The sequence below is a fragment of the Pseudomonas sp. GL_093 genome, from assembly GCF_057837605.1.
The window spans coordinates 3,372,120-3,387,620 of the sequence record NZ_CM174448.1 but is presented as its reverse complement, the minus strand read 5'-3'; the positions used below and the strand labels follow the sequence as shown (position 1 = coordinate 3,387,620).

The window sequence follows — 15,501 nt, the reverse complement described above, 5'->3', positions numbered from 1 at the left end:
AAGAGCCAGACCAGTACAATCGCCGCCAAACATTACGCGCCCCCCTTGGTTGATGACGGGAATGAACCCCGTCTCAGCGCACTTCGACTCGGGCCAAGCGCTCCATATGCTGCTGTCCACTTATTGCCAGATGGACCTTCCGCTTCTGACCGGGATGCATTTCCTGTGGTTTGAATAACGGAAACGGGTACTGAATCGGTACTGCCGCAACCCTAGCTACTCTGAATGCTTCGCAGGAAAAACCTTTGATCTCTACAGCTAACATCACGATGCAGTTCGGCGCCAAGCCGCTATTCGAAAACGTTTCGGTCAAATTCGCCGCGGGCAACCGCTACGGCCTGATCGGCGCCAACGGTTGCGGCAAGTCGACTTTCATGAAAATCCTCGGCGACGACCTCGAGCCGTCCGGCGGCCAGGTCATGCTCGAGCCGAACGTGCGTCTGGGTAAATTGCGCCAGGACCAGTTCGCCTACGAAGAATTCACCGTGATCGATACCGTGATCATGGGTCACGAAGAGCTGTGGAAGGTCAAGGCCGAGCGCGACCGTATCTACTCGCTGCCGGAAATGACCGAAGAAGACGGCATGGCCGTGGCTGAGCTGGAAACCGAATTCGCCGAAATGGACGGCTACACCGCCGAATCCCGTGCCGGCGAATTGCTGCTGGGCCTGGGTATCGGCATCGAGCAGCACTTCGGCCCGATGAGCGAAGTGTCCCCTGGCTGGAAACTGCGCGTATTGCTGGCTCAGGCGCTGTTCTCCGATCCCGAAGTGCTGTTGCTCGACGAACCGACCAACCACCTGGACATCAACACCATCCGCTGGCTGGAAAACATCCTGACCCAGCGCTCCAGCCTGATGATCATCATCTCTCACGACCGTCACTTCCTGAACAGCGTGTGCACCCACATGGCTGACCTGGATTACGGCGAGCTGCGCCTGTTCCCGGGCAACTACGACGAGTACATGACCGTGGCGACCCAGTCCCGCGAGCAACTGCTGTCGGACAACGCCAAGAAGAAAGCGCAGATTTCCGAACTGCAATCGTTCGTCAGCCGCTTCTCGGCCAACGCCTCGAAAGCCAAGCAGGCCACGTCCCGCGCCAAGGCGATCGACAAGATCCAGCTGGCCGAGGTCAAGCCTTCGAGCCGCGTGAGCCCGTTCATCCGTTTCGAACAAACCAAGAAGCTGCACCGCCAAGCGGTCATCGTCGAGCGCATGGCCAAAGGCTTCGACGGCAAGACACTGTTCAAGGACTTCAGCTTCCAGGTTGAAGCCGGCGAGCGCGTGGCGATCATCGGCCCGAACGGTATCGGTAAAACCACCCTGCTGCGCACCCTGGTCAACGAACTGACCCCGGATGCCGGTACTGTGAAGTGGACCGACGCCGCGGAACTGGGCTACTACGCCCAGGACCACGCGCACGACTTCGAAGACGACTGCAACCTGTTCGACTGGATGGGCCAATGGACCCAGGGCGGCGAGCAAATCGTTCGCGGCACCCTCGGCCGCATGCTGTTCTCCAACGACGAGATCCTCAAGTCGGTCAAGGTCATCTCCGGTGGTGAGCAAGGTCGCATGCTGTTCGGCAAGCTGATCCTGCAAAAGCCGAACGTGCTGATCATGGACGAACCGACCAACCACTTGGACATGGAATCCATCGAGGCGCTGAACCTGGCGCTGGAGAACTACCCGGGCACGCTGATCTTCGTCAGCCACGACCGTGAGTTCGTATCGTCCCTGGCGACCCGCATTATCGAGCTGAGCCCTAGCGGCGTGATCGACTTTAGCGGCACCTATGACGATTACCTGCGTAGCCAGGGCGTTGTGTTCTAAATAGCTGCTGAAACTGAAAAGCCCCGTCCTTGCGACGGGGCTTTTTGCATTTCAAGGCCCGGGATTCGCTGGTGCTGAAACCATCGCGAGCAAGCTCGCTCCCACAGGGTAACGCGATCAAATGTGGGAGCGAGCTTGCTCGCGATGAGGCCCTCAAGGTCGATGAATATAGTTAGCCTGCTTTCTTTTATTTTGCGCCCGCGCCATGATGCAGGTCTCCTACCGCCGCCCGCGAACGAGCCCCCATGTCTGTGCAGCAACTGCCCCCACAAAGCTCCATGGCGATCACCCTGCAGATCGTCTCCATCGTCTTTTATACCTTTATTGCCTTCCTCTGCATCGGCCTGCCTATTGCGGTGTTGCCGGGCTATGTCCACGAACAGCTCGGTTTCAGCGCGATCATCGCGGGGCTGACCATCGGCTCCCAATACTTGGCCACCCTGCTCAGCCGCCCGATGGCCGGGCGTCTGTCGGACACCATCGGCACCAAGCGGGCGATTGTTTACGGGTTATCGGGGATTGTGTTGAGCGGCGTGCTGACGTTGATTTCAACGCTGCTGCAAAGTCTTCCGTTGCTGAGTCTGTTGATCCTGATCGCCGGCCGCTTGTTGCTGGGGATTGCCCAGGGATTGATCGGGGTCGGCACCATCAGTTGGTGCATGGGTCAGGTGGGCGCTGAACATACCGCGCGATCGATCTCCTGGAACGGCATCGCCTCCTACGGCGCCATCGCTATTGGTGCGCCGCTGGGCGTGGTGATGGTCGGCGAGCTGGGGTTCGCCAGTCTTGGGATCGCGCTGTCGGTGCTGGCGCTGGCGGCGTTGTTGCTGATCCGCAACAAACCCTCGGTGCCGGTGATTCGCGGCGAACGCCTGCCGTTCTGGGCAGTGTTCGGGCGCATTGCGCCGTTCGGCGCGAGCCTGAGCCTCGCCTCCATCGGTTATGGCACGCTGACCACTTTTATTACCCTGTATTACGTCAGCCGTGGCTGGGCCGGCGCGGCTTATTGCCTGACGGTGTTCGGCGTGTGTTTCATCCTGGCGCGACTGTTGTTCATCTCCAGCATCAGCCGTTTCGGTGGGTTCACCTCGGCCATTGCCTGTATGTGCATTGAAACGGTGGGCCTGGTGTTGCTGTGGCTCGCGCCTTCGACCGGTTATGCGCTGATCGGCGCAGGTCTGACCGGGTTCGGTCTGTCACTGGTGTATCCGGCGCTGGGAGTCGAAGCGATCAAGCAAGTGCCCAACTCCAGTCGCGGGGCGGGACTGAGCGCTTACGCGGTGTTTTTCGATCTGGCGCTGGCGATTGCCGGGCCGTTGATGGGCGCGGTGGCACTGAACCTGGGGTACACGTGGATTTTCTTCAGCGCGGCGTTGTTGTCGATAACAGGACTCGGTTTGACCCTGTTACTGAAACGCCGCGCAATGGACTGACACTGCAATCCACTGTGGGAGCGAGCTTGCTCGCGATAGCGGACTGTCAGCCAACATCCATGTTGAATTTAAGGGCGTCATCGCGAGCAAGCTCGCTCCCACAGGGGTTAAGTGTTGGTCACAAAATCATTGATCGGCAGTCTGCATCCCGGCCCGGGTCGGTTTGCCAAGCGCATGAGAGAAGAAACGACCCGCTTCGGAAATCATGTTGCGATGGATGTCTTTGCGGTCTACGCCATCGGCATCGGTACACAGCGCCGGCATGGCGAGGATCTGCTCTTCATTGCAAGGCGCCAGGAACACAAAGTGCCCTGCCCCCGCCAGCAACTTGAAGTCCGGTGCGATCGGCAGTTTGCGCGCCAGGGCGGCGGCATTCTTGTCGAATGCCACCAGTTTGTCGCCGTCGCCACTGTAGAGCAGCACCGGCACATGCACGTCGGCCAGGGTATGGCGACCAAACTTCAGGCTCAGCGGCGCCATGAGCAGCAAGGCGCGAACCCGCGGGTCAGCCACCGGTTGCAAGTCATCGCGGTCAGCGATCAATTCGCCTTGGGTGTTGCAGGCATCGCGGTCGTCCGGGCGTTCCTGACAATAGCGGCGCAGACGGTCCAGGTCTGGTGTCGCGCCGGACAGAATCAGCGCCGTCTCCCCACCCGCCGAATATCCGATCACACCCACCTGATCGGCATTGACGAAGGGCGCGAGCATTCGATCACCCAGCGTCGCGGTAATGGCTTCGGAAATCTGGATGGGCCGACCGTAAAGGTTACTCAAAGTACCAAGGCGGCTGTGGTCTTTGGAGTTGTCACCGGGGTGGATCACCGCCACCACCACAAACCCTTTGCGTGCCAGCGACGTGGCGAGGTCGTGCAAGGCCAGCGGGGTTCCGGTGTTGCCGTGGGACAGCATCAGCATCGGGAAACGACCGATGGCGACTCGGGTGTCTTCGCCCGCTTCGACCGTGTAGCCCTCGAGGAGGCTGGAGTGCTCCTTTTCACTGGAGGGATAGAAGGCGATGGCGCGCATCGGCTGCAAGTCCAGAGGGTCGAGAAAGCTCATCTCATGGAAACCGACGCTCCAGTGAGGATGCGGCGCAGGCGCGGCGTGCACTGAGTTCAGGCTGCTGAGCAGACAAATCAGTAAAGTTGCACAAAGACGCACCATGGGAGGCTCCACCTGGTTACTGACCGGGGACGTTAACCCTCGACTGCATAACTCGGGCCACTATTCAATGAAATTCCGCAACAGCCAGAAACAAAAAACTCCGTATCTGGCACTTGCGTGATCAGAATACAGAGTTTTTTGGGTATTGCCCGAGCTGTTTGATTTTCTTTACAGAAGCCTTACGCAGCGGCGAACAACTGCTCGCTGATTTGCGTGTGAGCGTCGCTCATGGCTTTGGTGCGGACTTCGTCACCGTAGGCAAGGCCATGGGCACGGACAAACTCGAGGTCAGTGATACCGATGAAGCCGAACAGCACTTTCAAGTACTCTTCGTGAGCCACACCTGTGGCCTGGCCGGCATGCAGACCACCGGAAGTCGATACGATGACGACTTTCTTGCCACCGCACAGGCCTTCAGGGCCGGCTTCGGTGTAACGGAAGGTCTGACCAGCAACGGCGATGCGGTCGATCCAGGCCTTGAGTTGGGTCGGGATGGTGAAGTTGTACATCGGAGCTGCAATCACCACGGCATCGGCGGCGAGGAATTCGGCCAGGGTGGTGGCGCTCAGCTCGGCTTCGTGTTGCTGCGCGGCGTTACGCAGCTCAGCGGTGGTGCCGGCGGCAACCAGGGTCGTGGCGGAGAAATGGCTGATGGCATCGGCGGCCAGGTCGCGGTAGGTCACTACGGCAGTCGGCTCTGCGGTTTGCCAGGCTTTAACGACTTCGCTGCTCAGCTGACGGGAAGCCGAGTTGTCACCAAGAATGCTCGAATCGATATGCAGCAGTTTCATGTGGGATCTCCAGGTGAGGATCGCTATGAGGCGATCTGATGGAGAGAATCCTACAGGCGAAACCAATAGCTGATTAGACGGCAACAATGCGATAGTTCGTCCTACTGATAGAACAATCGAGTTCACACCATGCAAGACCTCAATGATCTCTACTACTTCGCCAAGGTGGTTGAAGCCGGTGGCTTCGCGGCGGCCGGGCGTTTGCTCGGAATTCCCAAGTCGCGGTTGTCGCGGCGCATCGCCGAGCTGGAAGAGCGCCTCGGCGCGCGCCTGCTGCAACGCACCACCCGACAACTGAAGCTGACCGCCGTGGGTGAACGTTACCTGCGGCACTGTCAGGCGATGCTGCTGGAAGCTGAAATGGCGGATGAAGCCGTCGCCAGCATGTCCAGCGAACCTCGCGGGCGTTTGCGGGTGTCCTGCCCCGTCGGGTTGGCCCACGAAATTCTGCCGACAGTGATCAGCGATTTCCTTGAGAAATATCCTCAGGTTCAACTGGAGGTCATGCTGCTCAACCGCCGCGTCGACCTGGTGACCGAGGGCGTCGATGTGGCGCTGCGGGTGCGTGAGTTGGGGGATGAGGATCCGCTGCTGGTCACCCGACGTTTGCGCCAGGCGCAGATGGCGATGGTCGCCAGCCCCGGTTTTTTGCACGGACGTGAAATCAACCACCCCGAAGACTTGAAAACCCTGCCCGTGCTCGGCGCCCTGGAAGCCGACCGCCTGGTGCATATCCGCCTGCTCGACCAACAGGGCAAAAGCTGCGATCTCACCCTCGAAGCGCGATTGGGCATCGATGACTTTATCGTGCGCAAGGCCTGCACGCTCGCGGGCCAGGGTTTTACCATGCTGCCGATGATGTATTGCGAGCAGGAACTGGAAAACGGCTCGCTGGTGCAGTTGCTGCCCGACTGGTCGTTACCTGGCGGCTGGCTGCAAGCGGTCTACCCTCATCGACGCGGGGTGATGCCGGCCGTACGCGCCTGGCTCGACCATTTGATCGAATCATTCAATGCCTGTGGGGACCGATTGATATGAAGGCTGGACGTATGAGCGAAGAGGATGTCGCGCAATTCTGTCTCGCGCTGCCGGGTGCGCGGGAAGACTACAAGTGGGGTGGCGTGCGGGTGTTTTCGATTGCGGGGAACAAGATGTTTGCCTTGCAGAATCTGCGGGGCGAATCCCTGGCCTTCAAGGTCGACAAGGATTTGTTTCTCGGTCATTGCGACCGCCCGGGAATCCGCCCGGCGCCGTATCTGGCGCGGGCTCAGTGGATCATCATGGAAACGCCCTACCCGTTGGGCCCTGAAGAGCTGCAAGGCTTGTTGCAGCGTTCCCATCAATTGGTGGTGAGCAAGTTGCCCAAGCGCACCCAGGTTGGACTGCTGCTTTAAAACAGCGCGAACAGATGGGCCCCGAGAAACAGCTGGTCGATCCAGAACACCTGATGCATCAGCACGATGATCCAGAACACCAACTGAAACGAGAGCTTGCGCGTCTTGTGACGGAACAGCTGCTGCGCCAGCAAGGCGCCCGGCCAGCCGCCGGCGAGTTCCACCGCATGCAACACGTTCTCCGGTGTGCGCCAATGGTCGGCGCGCGCCTTGCGCTTGTCGCTCCAGTACAGCAAGAACGCCAGCAGGCTGACGACCCCGTACGCAGCCAACGGAATCACGGAAACCCCACGCAACCACAACGACATCGAGCCGTATAGCGGCAGCGCGCACAGCACCGCAAACACCAACAGTTTCAGCTGAAGATTGCGGACTTCTCCAGCGGGCTTGCGTCCAGGGTTGTTGCGCGCGCTGCCATCATTCATGGCTTGACCGCGGCCCAGTCAACCCAGCCAAACTGCCAGGTGGCCAGGATGACCAGGCCGAATGCGATGCGATACCAGGCAAACGCTGCGTAGCTGTGGCTGGCGATGAACTTGAGCAAGCCCTTGACGGCAATCATTGCAAAGATGAACGCGGTGACGAAGCCGATCGCGAACACCGGAAAATCCGACGGGACGAACAGGTGGCGGTATTTGTAGCCCGAGTAAACGGCCGCAGCGACCATGGTCGGCATCGCCAGAAAGAACGAAAACTCGGTAGCGGTCTTGCGCGACAGCCCGAACAACAAGCCACCAATGATCGTCGAGCCGGAACGCGAAGTACCGGGAATCATTGCCAGGCACTGGGCGAAGCCGACTTTCAGGGCATCTTTCCACGTGATCTCATCAACGGTGTCGGCATGCACTTCATGCTGACGCTTTTCGGCCCACAACATGATGATCCCGCCCACAACCAACGCCGTCGCGACGGTGATCGGATTGAACAGGTATTTGTGGATCAAATCGGAAAAAATCACCCCCAGTACCACGGCCGGCATGAAGGCAATCAGCAGGTTTGCGGTAAAGCGGCGAGCGCCGGGCTGCGTTGGCAAACCGGTCACCACATCGATGATCTTGCGGCGGAACTCCCACACCACCGCCAGAATCGCCCCCAGCTGAATAATAATGTTGAAAGCGATGGCTCGCTCGCCACCGAAGTTGAGCAAGTCCGCCACAATGATTTGGTGTCCGGTGCTGGAAATCGGCAAAAACTCCGTCAGCCCTTCCACAACGCCCAAAATCAATGCCTGAAAGGCCGTCCAAAGATCCATCAATCCCCCAAAGGCAATGCGCAAAAGCATGCCCCGTTAATATTTGTCAGAGCGTTCACTGCGATCAGCGTAGCTGAAGTCCCGCGCGCACAGGATCCAGACGGAACCATAAAAATTCCGTGAAAAATCAACTTGGATTCAGGTTTTTCCGTGCGGGGCCGAAATCCTATCAGACAAGTCTGATTAGCGCTGCCGCGTTATTGGACTTGGGTCGGATATGACCGATTGGCAAAGTGTGGTTGGATGCTGGCGATCATTTATTACAAGAAAAAGAAACCGGAGTGACAGCGTTATGAACAGCTTGCGCAGTATGTCGATCAGCCGACGTTTGTGGCTCATCTTGATCGTAGCCGTCCTGATGCTAATGACGTTGGGCGTCTTGATGCTCAAGCAGATTCACGATGACCTGTACCACGCCAAGGCCCAGAAAACCCAGCATGTGGTGCAAACCGCCAGTGGCATTCTGACCTATTACCACGACCTCGAAACCGCCGGCACCCTCACCCGCGACGCCGCGCAGAAGCAGGCACTGAGCGCCGTTCGCGGTCTGCGCTATGACCAGAATGACTACTTCTGGATCAATGACCTGACGCCGGTGATGATCATGCACCCGGCCAACCCGAAACTCGATGGCCAGAACCTCTCGGCGATCCGCGACCCGGACGGTTTTGCCCTGTTTAACGAAATGGTCGCCGTTGCCAAGTCCAAGGGTGCCGGCACCGTTGACTATCGCTGGCCAAAACCGGGCGCCAGCGCGCCGGTAGAAAAAACCTCCTACATCAAACTCTTCGAGCCCTGGGGTTGGGTGATCGGTTCGGGCGTGTATATCGATGACATGCAGGCCGAGTTCTATGGCCAGGTCTGGAAGGCCTCGCTCGTGGGGCTGGTGATTGCCCTGATCATGGCGCTGCTGGTCATCCTGATTGCCCGCAGCATCGTGCGTCCACTGCAGGAAACCGTGAACGCCATGGCCAACATCGCCAGCGGCGAGAGCGACCTGACCCACAGCCTCGACACCCATGGCCAGGATGAAGTCACGCAACTGGCACGCCACTTCAACGCCTTCACCGCCAAGCTGCGACTGGTGATCAGGGAACTGCAAGTGTCCGCCAGTGCCCTGGGCCAGTCTTCCAGCGAACTGGGCAACGACGCAGCCCAGGCCCAGCAACGCAGTCAGCAACAGTCCCAGCAAATGGAACTGGTGGCCACAGCCATCAATGAAGTGACATATGGCGTGCACGACGTCGCGAAAAACGCCGAGCACGCCGCCAGCGAAATGCGCGATGCCGAGTCTCAGGCGCAGCAAGGTCAGGTCAACATCGATGGCAGCCTGCAACAGATCGACAAGCTGTCGTCGACCATCGATCAGGCGGTGGAAGTGATTCGTACCCTGGCCGCCGAAAGCACGCAGATCGGCAGCGTCCTCGAGGTGATCCGCTCCATCGCCGAGCAAACCAACCTGCTGGCCCTCAACGCGGCCATCGAAGCCGCCCGGGCCGGCGAGCAAGGTCGCGGTTTTGCGGTGGTGGCCGATGAAGTGCGACTGCTGGCCCAGCGTACCCAGAAGTCCACGGCCGAGATCCAGTCGATGATCGAACGCCTGCAAAGCCACTCCGAAGCGGCGGTCAAAGTGATCGGCGACAGCAGCCGTGCATCGCAGTTGACCATCGAGCAGGCCGGCCTGGCCGGTGCAAGCCTGAATGCCATCGCCCAGGCGCTGCGCAACCTCAACGGGTTGAACGCCTCCATCGCTAGCGCAACCTTGCAACAGGCGCATGTGGTCGAGGACATCAACCAGAACGTCACCCAGGCGGCCGGTTTGTCCCACAGCACGGCGCTGGCGGCCGAACAGTCGAGCGTGGCCAGCGTTCACCTGAAGGAATTGAGTGAGCAATTGAACGGGCTGCTCAAGCAGTTCCGGGTGTAACGACATGCGCCTGTAGCAGCTGCCGAGGCTGCGAGGCTGCGTTCGGCTGCGGAGCCGTCGTCAATCCTGCCTGCAAGTTTTTTCTGACACACCGCGGTGTCTGATTTCACGACTGCTACGCAGCCGAACGCAGCCTCGCAAGCTCGGCAGCTGCTACACAGGGCGGCGCACGCCGGTTCTACTTGGCGGCGCCTGCCGTTACAATCCGCCCCCTCTTCGACTTCCCCCAAGGAACCTCCATGTCCGGGCTTGAACTGTTTGCCGCCGCCCTCGGTGTCATTGCCGTCTGGTTGACGGTCAAACAGAACCCCTGGTGCTGGCCGATCGGCCTGGTCATGGTGCTGCTTTATAGCTGGATCTTTTTTGAGGTGAAGCTCTACTCGGACATGCTCCTGCAGGTGATCTACGCCGCATTGCAGCTCTATGGCTGGTGGCAGTGGACACATGCGGGGGACGCGCAACAGGGTCGGCAGGTCAGCCAACTCGACGGTAAATCGGTCGCTTTGAGTCTGGTGATTGGAGCGGTCGGCAGTCTGTTGCTGGGCGCTGCAATGGCGAACTGGACCGATGCCGCACAACCCTGGCTCGATGCGGCACTGACTGGCTTCAGCCTGGTGGCGCAGTTATGGATGGCGCAAAAACGCGTTCAATGCTGGCCGCTGTGGTTCACCCTGGATGTGATCTTCGTCGGGCTGTTTATCTACAAAGACCTGTACCTGACCGCCGGGCTCTACGCGCTGTTCGCCTTGATTGCCGTGCAAGGCTGGCGGGAATGGCGGGCCGATCCGGCGTTGCGTACATGAAAGTTCTGGTACTCACAGGCCCCGAATCCAGCGGCAAGAGTTGGCTGGCAGCCGAGTTACAACAGCATTTCGGCGGGGTCCTGGTAGACGAATATGTACGCTGGTTCATCGAACAAAACCCACGAGACACCTGCCTGGCCGACATTCCGGAAATCGCCCGAGGGCAGCTGAAATGGGAGGATGAGGCACGCGCCCGGCAGCCACATTTGCTGATTCTCGACACTCACTTGCTGAGCAACATCCTCTGGAGCCAGACCTTGTTTGGCGCTTGCCCGACGTGGATCGAGCAAGCATTGCTGGCACGGCACTACGACCTGCATTTGCTGCTGAGCCCTGAAACCGTGGCCTGGCATGACGACGGGCAGCGTTGCCAACCGCAACTGGCGGAACGCCAGGCGTTTTTCCAGGCCAGCCGACAATGGCTTGACCTGCACCGCCAGCCTTACCAGGTGTTGCAAGGTGATTGGAAACAGCGCAAGGATGCAGCATTCGAGGCTGTGATGCGCCTGCTAAAGACCTGACAGCGGTACCCCGCCCTACCGAAAATGTCCATTCCTGAAACACCATCCCCTGCGCAAACCCGCGAATTAAAGCGGCTCAAGCACTCCTGCAAGAAAATGTTAAGCCACTGATACAACCTGCCTTCAGCGCCCTTAGCGAGCAATACCGCCAGCATGGACGGCGTTTTTGCGTGGTTCTGTCTCAGTGGCGTTACAAAACTTATTGACCACCTCGACAATTAAAGCCAACCAACTGTTTTCAAAAGAAAAACGAAAACCGGCACACCTTCTGCTCTCTTCCTCGCAACGCTGATAAGGGCCAGCGTTCCACTTACAGAAGGAATTGCCGCCGTGGGGAAACTTGTAAACAACGTCTATAGCCTCCTGCTGATCGGATGCGCACTGGGCTCAAGTGTCTGCCTGCCTGTACACGCTGACAACGGCATCATCATTATCAAACGTGATGTCCAACCACGCATGGCAACGCGTGCGCCGATGATTCCCGACCCTAGCCCCACGACCGCCAATGCCAACCCGTCCAAAGAAATCCTCGCGCAAACGAGCGAATTGAGCGACGGCGACTTTGCCGGTGTCGCCAGTGGTGCAGGTATCTCCCGCCTGATCACTCAAAACACCAACAACCTGGGCGGCAATATCAGCAACCAGACCCAGCTTTCCAACCTCCCCGCTGGACGTTCGGGAAATGCCGGCAACGGTATTGCCAACATGGTCAATTCAAGCGTCCAGCAAGGCCTGGGTGCTCTGAAAGTCATAACGGGAGACCGTTAAGATGAATCGTACGCTGCTGATAATCGCCATGTTTTGCAGTGCATCGACCTTCGCCCAATCCCCCGTCATCGATAACGCCAACATCGACGGTTCGGGCGCCCAGTACCAGGGCAACCTCGGGGTCAACCAGGCTGCCGGCGACCTGCAGCAGCAGGCGAACGCCCGGGCCATCGCCGTTGGCCATGGGGCCAGCGCGACCACACAGATTCGCCAACGGCTGCGTACGGTGGTCGACCCCAGGATCGATGCTCGATCCAGCATTCAAGGCGACTCCTTCAGCCACGGCACCGGCGTACTGGGCGTCAACCAGAGCGCGGGCGCCAGCAACCAGCAAGCCAATGCCCTGCGGATAAGCATCGGTACACAGCCGCAAAGCATCGACGACAGCGTCCTCAGGCAACAGAACGTGACGCTGATCACCAACTCCGATCCAACTGACTCTGCACCAGGCTATCGCCAGGTCGCTACCAGCGATCAGGCCTTCACCGGTAGCCGTGGGGTGATCCAGTTGAATCAGAGCGCCGGGGTGGGAAACCGAACGGCCAATACCCTGAGCGTACGGGTCACGGATTGACCCAAACAGGTAGGTACAACACTTAACCTAAAATAAGTACGGAGAACCACCATGAAACCTTCGATGGCAATAAAACCTCTGGTTTTTGCAATCGCTGCGGTCTTGGCTGTTGCTGCACAAGCTGGACAGAACGATCGGCGTGATCACCATGGTCATCACAACAATCACCACACCCCTCCTCCAACAGTGATCCATACCGACGCGACCGCCACTGCGCACGATAAGCAGACCAGTACCGGCAACCGCGTCTACAACGAAGGGACTGAGAACTCCGCCGAGATGAGCAGCTCTGCCTCAGGCGCGAGCGGCAACGTCGGCGTCAACGTGGCAGCAGGCGCCGGCAACCAACAAGACAACGCGGCCGCCATCGCAAACGCGGGTTCCACCTCCAGCCTCGATAACAGCTTCGTGTTCGGCAATGCCGACGCCAGCGCTCGAGTCACGCAATACGGCAACAACAACAAGGTCTGGAACTACGGCACCCAAAACTCTGCTGTGATGAGCGGATCGGCCGATGGCAGCAGCGGCAATATGGGGGTCAACATTGCTGGTGGCGACCTCAACCAGCAGAAAAACACCATGGCAATTGCCAACTCCAATGCCCCACTGGGTAACGCATCAGCCAGCGCCTCTGCCGATCAAAGCAGTCCTGGTCTGACCGTGAATAACAACGCTGATCGGACCTACCGCGTGGATACTATTACGGTAACCAAAACGGCCAGCGGTAGTTTCTCTAAAGATAAGTCGTTCGATGTTAGCGGCAGTCAAAGCGCTTCTTCGAGCTGGGCTGCGGCCGGGGCCAGGAGCTCTGATTCCAGCGGCTCCCTTAGCATTGATGTAAGCGGTTCGAAGAGCAGCAATGCGAGCGGTTCCAACAGCAGTTCTGCGAGCGGTTCTAACAGCAGTTCTGCGAGCGGTTCCAACAGCAGTAGTGCAAGCGGTTCTTCGAGTGCATCCTTGGATGCTTCCTTGAGCGCTACTTTGGACGCTGCTGCGGCGGCTTCCCATTCCACTACCGTCAATAATGGCCGTGGCGATCGCACCCGCAGCAGCAGTTCCGACGCATCGCTTACCGCATCGCTTGACGCATCGCTTAACGTAGCGGTAAACAAATCGTTCGATAAATCGCGTGATTCCTCGTTCGACAGATCTCGTGACTCCTCGTACGACAGATCTCACGACTCCTCGTACGACAAATCGCGCGATTCCTCGTTCGAAAAATCGTTCGATAAGTCGTTCGAGAAATCGAACGCCTCCTCGTTCGAAAAATCGGGCAGCAAATCGTCTGAATCCGAGTTCGCAAAAGCGGGAAGCTTCAGTGAGAGCAGTTCATTTGATTTGAGCAACACCTACTCCTATCAAGTGCTGACTCCAACTGGCTGGGCCAACCCTGTGACCAACACTGCAACCCTGAGCGGTTCGGTGAATGGCGGCAGTGGCAACCTGGGCGTCAACGTGGCTGCCGGTGTGGGTAACCAACAAAGCAACTCGCTGTCCATTGCCAACCAGTCGTTCTAATTGTTGTCTCTTGAGGCCCCCTTATGGGGGCCTTTTTCAACACAACCAGAAGGCGTCCCACTATGCGCATTATCGCCTTGGCATTTTTGCTTTGCGTGGCCAGTGTGATCGAGGCTGCACAACTGCCGCTTTCCGTCCTGCCGGGCGGCGCGGTGGTGTATAAGCCGATCCAGAGCATACGCGAGCGTAAATTTGCCAACCTGGTGCAACAGAAAACCGACTTCAGTTGCGGCGCAGCTGCGCTGGCTACCGTATTGCGCCAGGCCTATTGGCTGGACGTGAACGAAGAACAAATCATCGAAGGCATGCTGGCAAACTCCGATCAGGATCTTGTCCGCGTCCAGGGCTTTTCCATGCTCGACATGAAGCGCTACGTGGAAAGTCTCGGCATGCGGGCCCGTGGTTACCGGGTAGCGACGGAAACGTTGAGCGAGATCAGAATTCCGGTTGTGGTACTCATGGATATCCGTGGCTACAAACATTTTGTGGTCATGCAAAGAGTCCATCAGGGCTGGGTCTATATCGGCGATCCGGTACTCGGTCATAAACGTTACAAAGTCGAAGACTTTGTAAAAGGCTGGAACGGCATCATCTTTGCCGTGATCGGCCAGGGCTACGACAAAGCCAATGTGTTGCTCGACCCACCCCTGCCACTGACCGCCAAGAACCGCATCAACACCTTCAGCCCGGTGCAAGACGCAGAGTTGATGGATTTCGGATTCATCCAAAGCGACTTCTTCTAATAACAAGGGAGCACGACGCTCCGGGAGCATTCCAATGAAGACTCCAATCTGGCTGGCCGTGGTTTGCCTGGCCGCCAGCCTGCCGACCCAGGCACAGATATTCAAACCCATTGAACTTAACGACCAGGAATTGGCAACCCTGCGAGGCCGCTATGTCATGCCGGGGCGGATCGTCAGTTTCGGCATTGTCATGACCAGCACTTGGCAAAATGCCAACGGTGAAGTGATCGGGGCAACTTCCTCGATGCAAATTCAACAATCGACCATCACGCCACAGTTCTATGTGTCGATCATCAACGAAAAAGGTAATGGCTCAGCGAGTTCGCAAGGCACCGGTACCATCACTGGTGGCAGCGGCCTCAACACCACAGAAGGCGTCACTCAAGTCGTGCGTGCTGCCGGTGACCAAAACACTGCCTACAACAACGTTGATATCAACGTCACAAAAGCTAACCAGGCGCCAACAACGCAACAGCAGGGCCAGGCACTGGCCGCAGGCTCGACGTTGGTCGGCGCCAATGACGCGGGCTCGCTGAGCATTTCCTCGGCCGGTACGGGTGTGCAACTCAACATCGTGGCCAACAACAACCAGGGCAGTACCGTACAACGCCTGGGCCAGGGTGGGCTGATGCAGAACACGACGTTGCTCGGCGGTGGCAACCAGGTCCGCAACTTCACGTCCCTCAATATCGTGCTGCGTGACAACGCAGCGACAGGCGGGTCGCTGAACGGCAACCTGGACCAGCTCAAAGGTCTTCGCACTCAAGGATTCTGATCT

The 15,501-nt window shown here is 58.5% G+C and carries 16 protein-coding genes; 12 read left to right on the top strand and 4 right to left on the bottom strand.

From position 1 onward, the window contains the following. Nucleotides 1-245 precede the first annotated feature (245 nt). Together AC3IUE_RS15675 and AC3IUE_RS15670 are read left to right on the top strand one after the other, a co-directional pair. Nucleotides 246-1,835 carry an ABC-F family ATPase gene (locus AC3IUE_RS15675; RefSeq protein WP_008149954.1) on the top strand — a complete coding sequence of 530 codons (1,590 nt, stop codon included), beginning with the start codon at nucleotides 246-248 and terminating at the stop codon, nucleotides 1,833-1,835. 245 nt (nucleotides 1,836-2,080) lie between these two features. Continuing rightward, complete coding sequence (locus AC3IUE_RS15670) at nucleotides 2,081-3,268, top strand: MFS transporter (RefSeq protein ID WP_489268611.1); 1,188 nt, start codon at nucleotides 2,081-2,083, stop codon at nucleotides 3,266-3,268. 126 nt (nucleotides 3,269-3,394) lie between these two features. Here AC3IUE_RS15670 and AC3IUE_RS15665 read toward each other — a convergent pair whose 3' ends face one another. Both AC3IUE_RS15665 and AC3IUE_RS15660 read right to left on the bottom strand, forming a co-directional pair. Further along, entirely contained in the window at nucleotides 3,395-4,432 is a 1,038-nt protein-coding gene (locus AC3IUE_RS15665; RefSeq protein ID WP_489268609.1) for an alpha/beta hydrolase family protein, read from the bottom strand. Between the two features lie 179 nt (nucleotides 4,433-4,611). Further along, entirely contained in the window at nucleotides 4,612-5,223 is a 612-nt protein-coding gene (locus AC3IUE_RS15660; protein WP_056740026.1) for an FMN-dependent NADH-azoreductase, read from the bottom strand. A gap of 129 nt (nucleotides 5,224-5,352) precedes the next feature. Between AC3IUE_RS15660 and AC3IUE_RS15655 the strand changes: the two genes are divergently transcribed. After that, on the top strand, nucleotides 5,353-6,261 hold the full coding sequence (locus AC3IUE_RS15655; RefSeq protein ID WP_489268606.1) for a LysR substrate-binding domain-containing protein: 909 nt from the start codon (nucleotides 5,353-5,355) through the stop codon (nucleotides 6,259-6,261). After that, nucleotides 6,258-6,617, top strand: coding sequence for an MmcQ/YjbR family DNA-binding protein (locus AC3IUE_RS15650; protein WP_008149946.1), 360 nt, complete (start codon nucleotides 6,258-6,260; stop codon nucleotides 6,615-6,617). Before AC3IUE_RS15655 ends, AC3IUE_RS15650 begins: the two co-directional genes overlap by 4 nt. Here AC3IUE_RS15650 and AC3IUE_RS15645 read toward each other — a convergent pair. Further along, on the bottom strand, nucleotides 6,614-7,042 hold the full coding sequence (locus AC3IUE_RS15645) for a DUF1294 domain-containing protein (protein ID WP_489268604.1): 429 nt from the start codon (nucleotides 7,040-7,042) through the stop codon (nucleotides 6,614-6,616). The two genes, AC3IUE_RS15650 and AC3IUE_RS15645, sit on opposite strands and share 4 nt — an antisense overlap. Then, entirely contained in the window at nucleotides 7,039-7,869 is an 831-nt protein-coding gene (locus tag AC3IUE_RS15640; protein ID WP_489268602.1) for an undecaprenyl-diphosphate phosphatase, read from the bottom strand. The genes AC3IUE_RS15645 and AC3IUE_RS15640 overlap by 4 nt, the downstream gene beginning before the upstream one ends. 292 nt (nucleotides 7,870-8,161) lie before the next feature. On the opposite strand from AC3IUE_RS15640, the gene AC3IUE_RS15635 reads away from it, so the two are divergent. The 8 genes from AC3IUE_RS15635 to fapE all read left to right on the top strand — a co-directional run bounded on the left by AC3IUE_RS15635 (nucleotide 8,162) and on the right by fapE (nucleotide 15,498). Then, nucleotides 8,162-9,796 carry a methyl-accepting chemotaxis protein gene (locus AC3IUE_RS15635; RefSeq protein WP_046047155.1) on the top strand — a complete coding sequence of 545 codons (1,635 nt, stop codon included), beginning with the start codon at nucleotides 8,162-8,164 and terminating at the stop codon, nucleotides 9,794-9,796. A 239-nt stretch (nucleotides 9,797-10,035) separates the two neighbouring features. Continuing rightward, complete coding sequence (gene pnuC / locus AC3IUE_RS15630) at nucleotides 10,036-10,599, top strand: nicotinamide riboside transporter PnuC (RefSeq protein ID WP_489268600.1); 564 nt, start codon at nucleotides 10,036-10,038, stop codon at nucleotides 10,597-10,599. After that, a complete protein-coding gene (locus tag AC3IUE_RS15625) occupies nucleotides 10,596-11,120 on the top strand; it encodes an AAA family ATPase (protein ID WP_489268598.1) in 525 nt (174 codons plus the stop codon). The genes pnuC and AC3IUE_RS15625 overlap by 4 nt, the downstream gene beginning before the upstream one ends. Before the next feature lie 330 nt (nucleotides 11,121-11,450). Further along, nucleotides 11,451-11,888, top strand: coding sequence for a fibril amyloid chaperone protein FapA (fapA, locus tag AC3IUE_RS15620; protein ID WP_489268596.1), 438 nt, complete (start codon nucleotides 11,451-11,453; stop codon nucleotides 11,886-11,888). A 1-nt stretch (nucleotide 11,889) separates the two neighbouring features. Further along, nucleotides 11,890-12,462 carry a fibril amyloid subunit FapB gene (fapB, locus tag AC3IUE_RS15615; RefSeq protein WP_461998359.1) on the top strand — a complete coding sequence of 191 codons (573 nt, stop codon included), beginning with the start codon at nucleotides 11,890-11,892 and terminating at the stop codon, nucleotides 12,460-12,462. A 51-nt stretch (nucleotides 12,463-12,513) separates the two neighbouring features. Next, nucleotides 12,514-13,980, top strand: coding sequence for a heme utilization protein (locus AC3IUE_RS15610; protein WP_489268594.1), 1,467 nt, complete (start codon nucleotides 12,514-12,516; stop codon nucleotides 13,978-13,980). Nucleotides 13,981-14,042: 62 nt separating this feature from the next. Then, nucleotides 14,043-14,723 carry a C39 family peptidase gene (locus AC3IUE_RS15605; RefSeq protein WP_489268592.1) on the top strand — a complete coding sequence of 227 codons (681 nt, stop codon included), beginning with the start codon at nucleotides 14,043-14,045 and terminating at the stop codon, nucleotides 14,721-14,723. 34 nt (nucleotides 14,724-14,757) lie between these two features. After that, entirely contained in the window at nucleotides 14,758-15,498 is a 741-nt protein-coding gene (gene fapE, locus AC3IUE_RS15600; RefSeq protein ID WP_489268590.1) for a fibril amyloid subunit FapE, read from the top strand. Nucleotides 15,499-15,501 lie beyond the last annotated feature (3 nt).

Excerpts from the sequence above, each read along its gene's own strand:
- AC3IUE_RS15670 (WP_489268611.1), top strand. The coding sequence starts at position 2,081 with ATGTCTGTGCAGCAACTGCCCCCACAAAGCTCCATGGCGATCACCCTG.
- AC3IUE_RS15665 (WP_489268609.1), bottom strand. The coding sequence starts at position 4,432 with ATGGTGCGTCTTTGTGCAACTTTACTGATTTGTCTGCTCAGCAGCCTG.
- AC3IUE_RS15660 (WP_056740026.1), bottom strand. The coding sequence starts at position 5,223 with ATGAAACTGCTGCATATCGATTCGAGCATTCTTGGTGACAACTCGGCT.
- AC3IUE_RS15655 (WP_489268606.1), top strand. The coding sequence starts at position 5,353 with ATGCAAGACCTCAATGATCTCTACTACTTCGCCAAGGTGGTTGAAGCC.
- AC3IUE_RS15650 (WP_008149946.1), top strand. The coding sequence starts at position 6,258 with ATGAAGGCTGGACGTATGAGCGAAGAGGATGTCGCGCAATTCTGTCTC.
- AC3IUE_RS15645 (WP_489268604.1), bottom strand. The coding sequence starts at position 7,042 with ATGAATGATGGCAGCGCGCGCAACAACCCTGGACGCAAGCCCGCTGGA.
- AC3IUE_RS15640 (WP_489268602.1), bottom strand. The coding sequence starts at position 7,869 with ATGGATCTTTGGACGGCCTTTCAGGCATTGATTTTGGGCGTTGTGGAA.
- AC3IUE_RS15635 (WP_046047155.1), top strand. The coding sequence starts at position 8,162 with ATGAACAGCTTGCGCAGTATGTCGATCAGCCGACGTTTGTGGCTCATC.
- pnuC (WP_489268600.1), top strand. The coding sequence starts at position 10,036 with ATGTCCGGGCTTGAACTGTTTGCCGCCGCCCTCGGTGTCATTGCCGTC.
- AC3IUE_RS15625 (WP_489268598.1), top strand. The coding sequence starts at position 10,596 with ATGAAAGTTCTGGTACTCACAGGCCCCGAATCCAGCGGCAAGAGTTGG.
- fapB (WP_461998359.1), top strand. The coding sequence starts at position 11,890 with ATGAATCGTACGCTGCTGATAATCGCCATGTTTTGCAGTGCATCGACC.
- AC3IUE_RS15610 (WP_489268594.1), top strand. The coding sequence starts at position 12,514 with ATGAAACCTTCGATGGCAATAAAACCTCTGGTTTTTGCAATCGCTGCG.
- AC3IUE_RS15605 (WP_489268592.1), top strand. The coding sequence starts at position 14,043 with ATGCGCATTATCGCCTTGGCATTTTTGCTTTGCGTGGCCAGTGTGATC.
- fapE (WP_489268590.1), top strand. The coding sequence starts at position 14,758 with ATGAAGACTCCAATCTGGCTGGCCGTGGTTTGCCTGGCCGCCAGCCTG.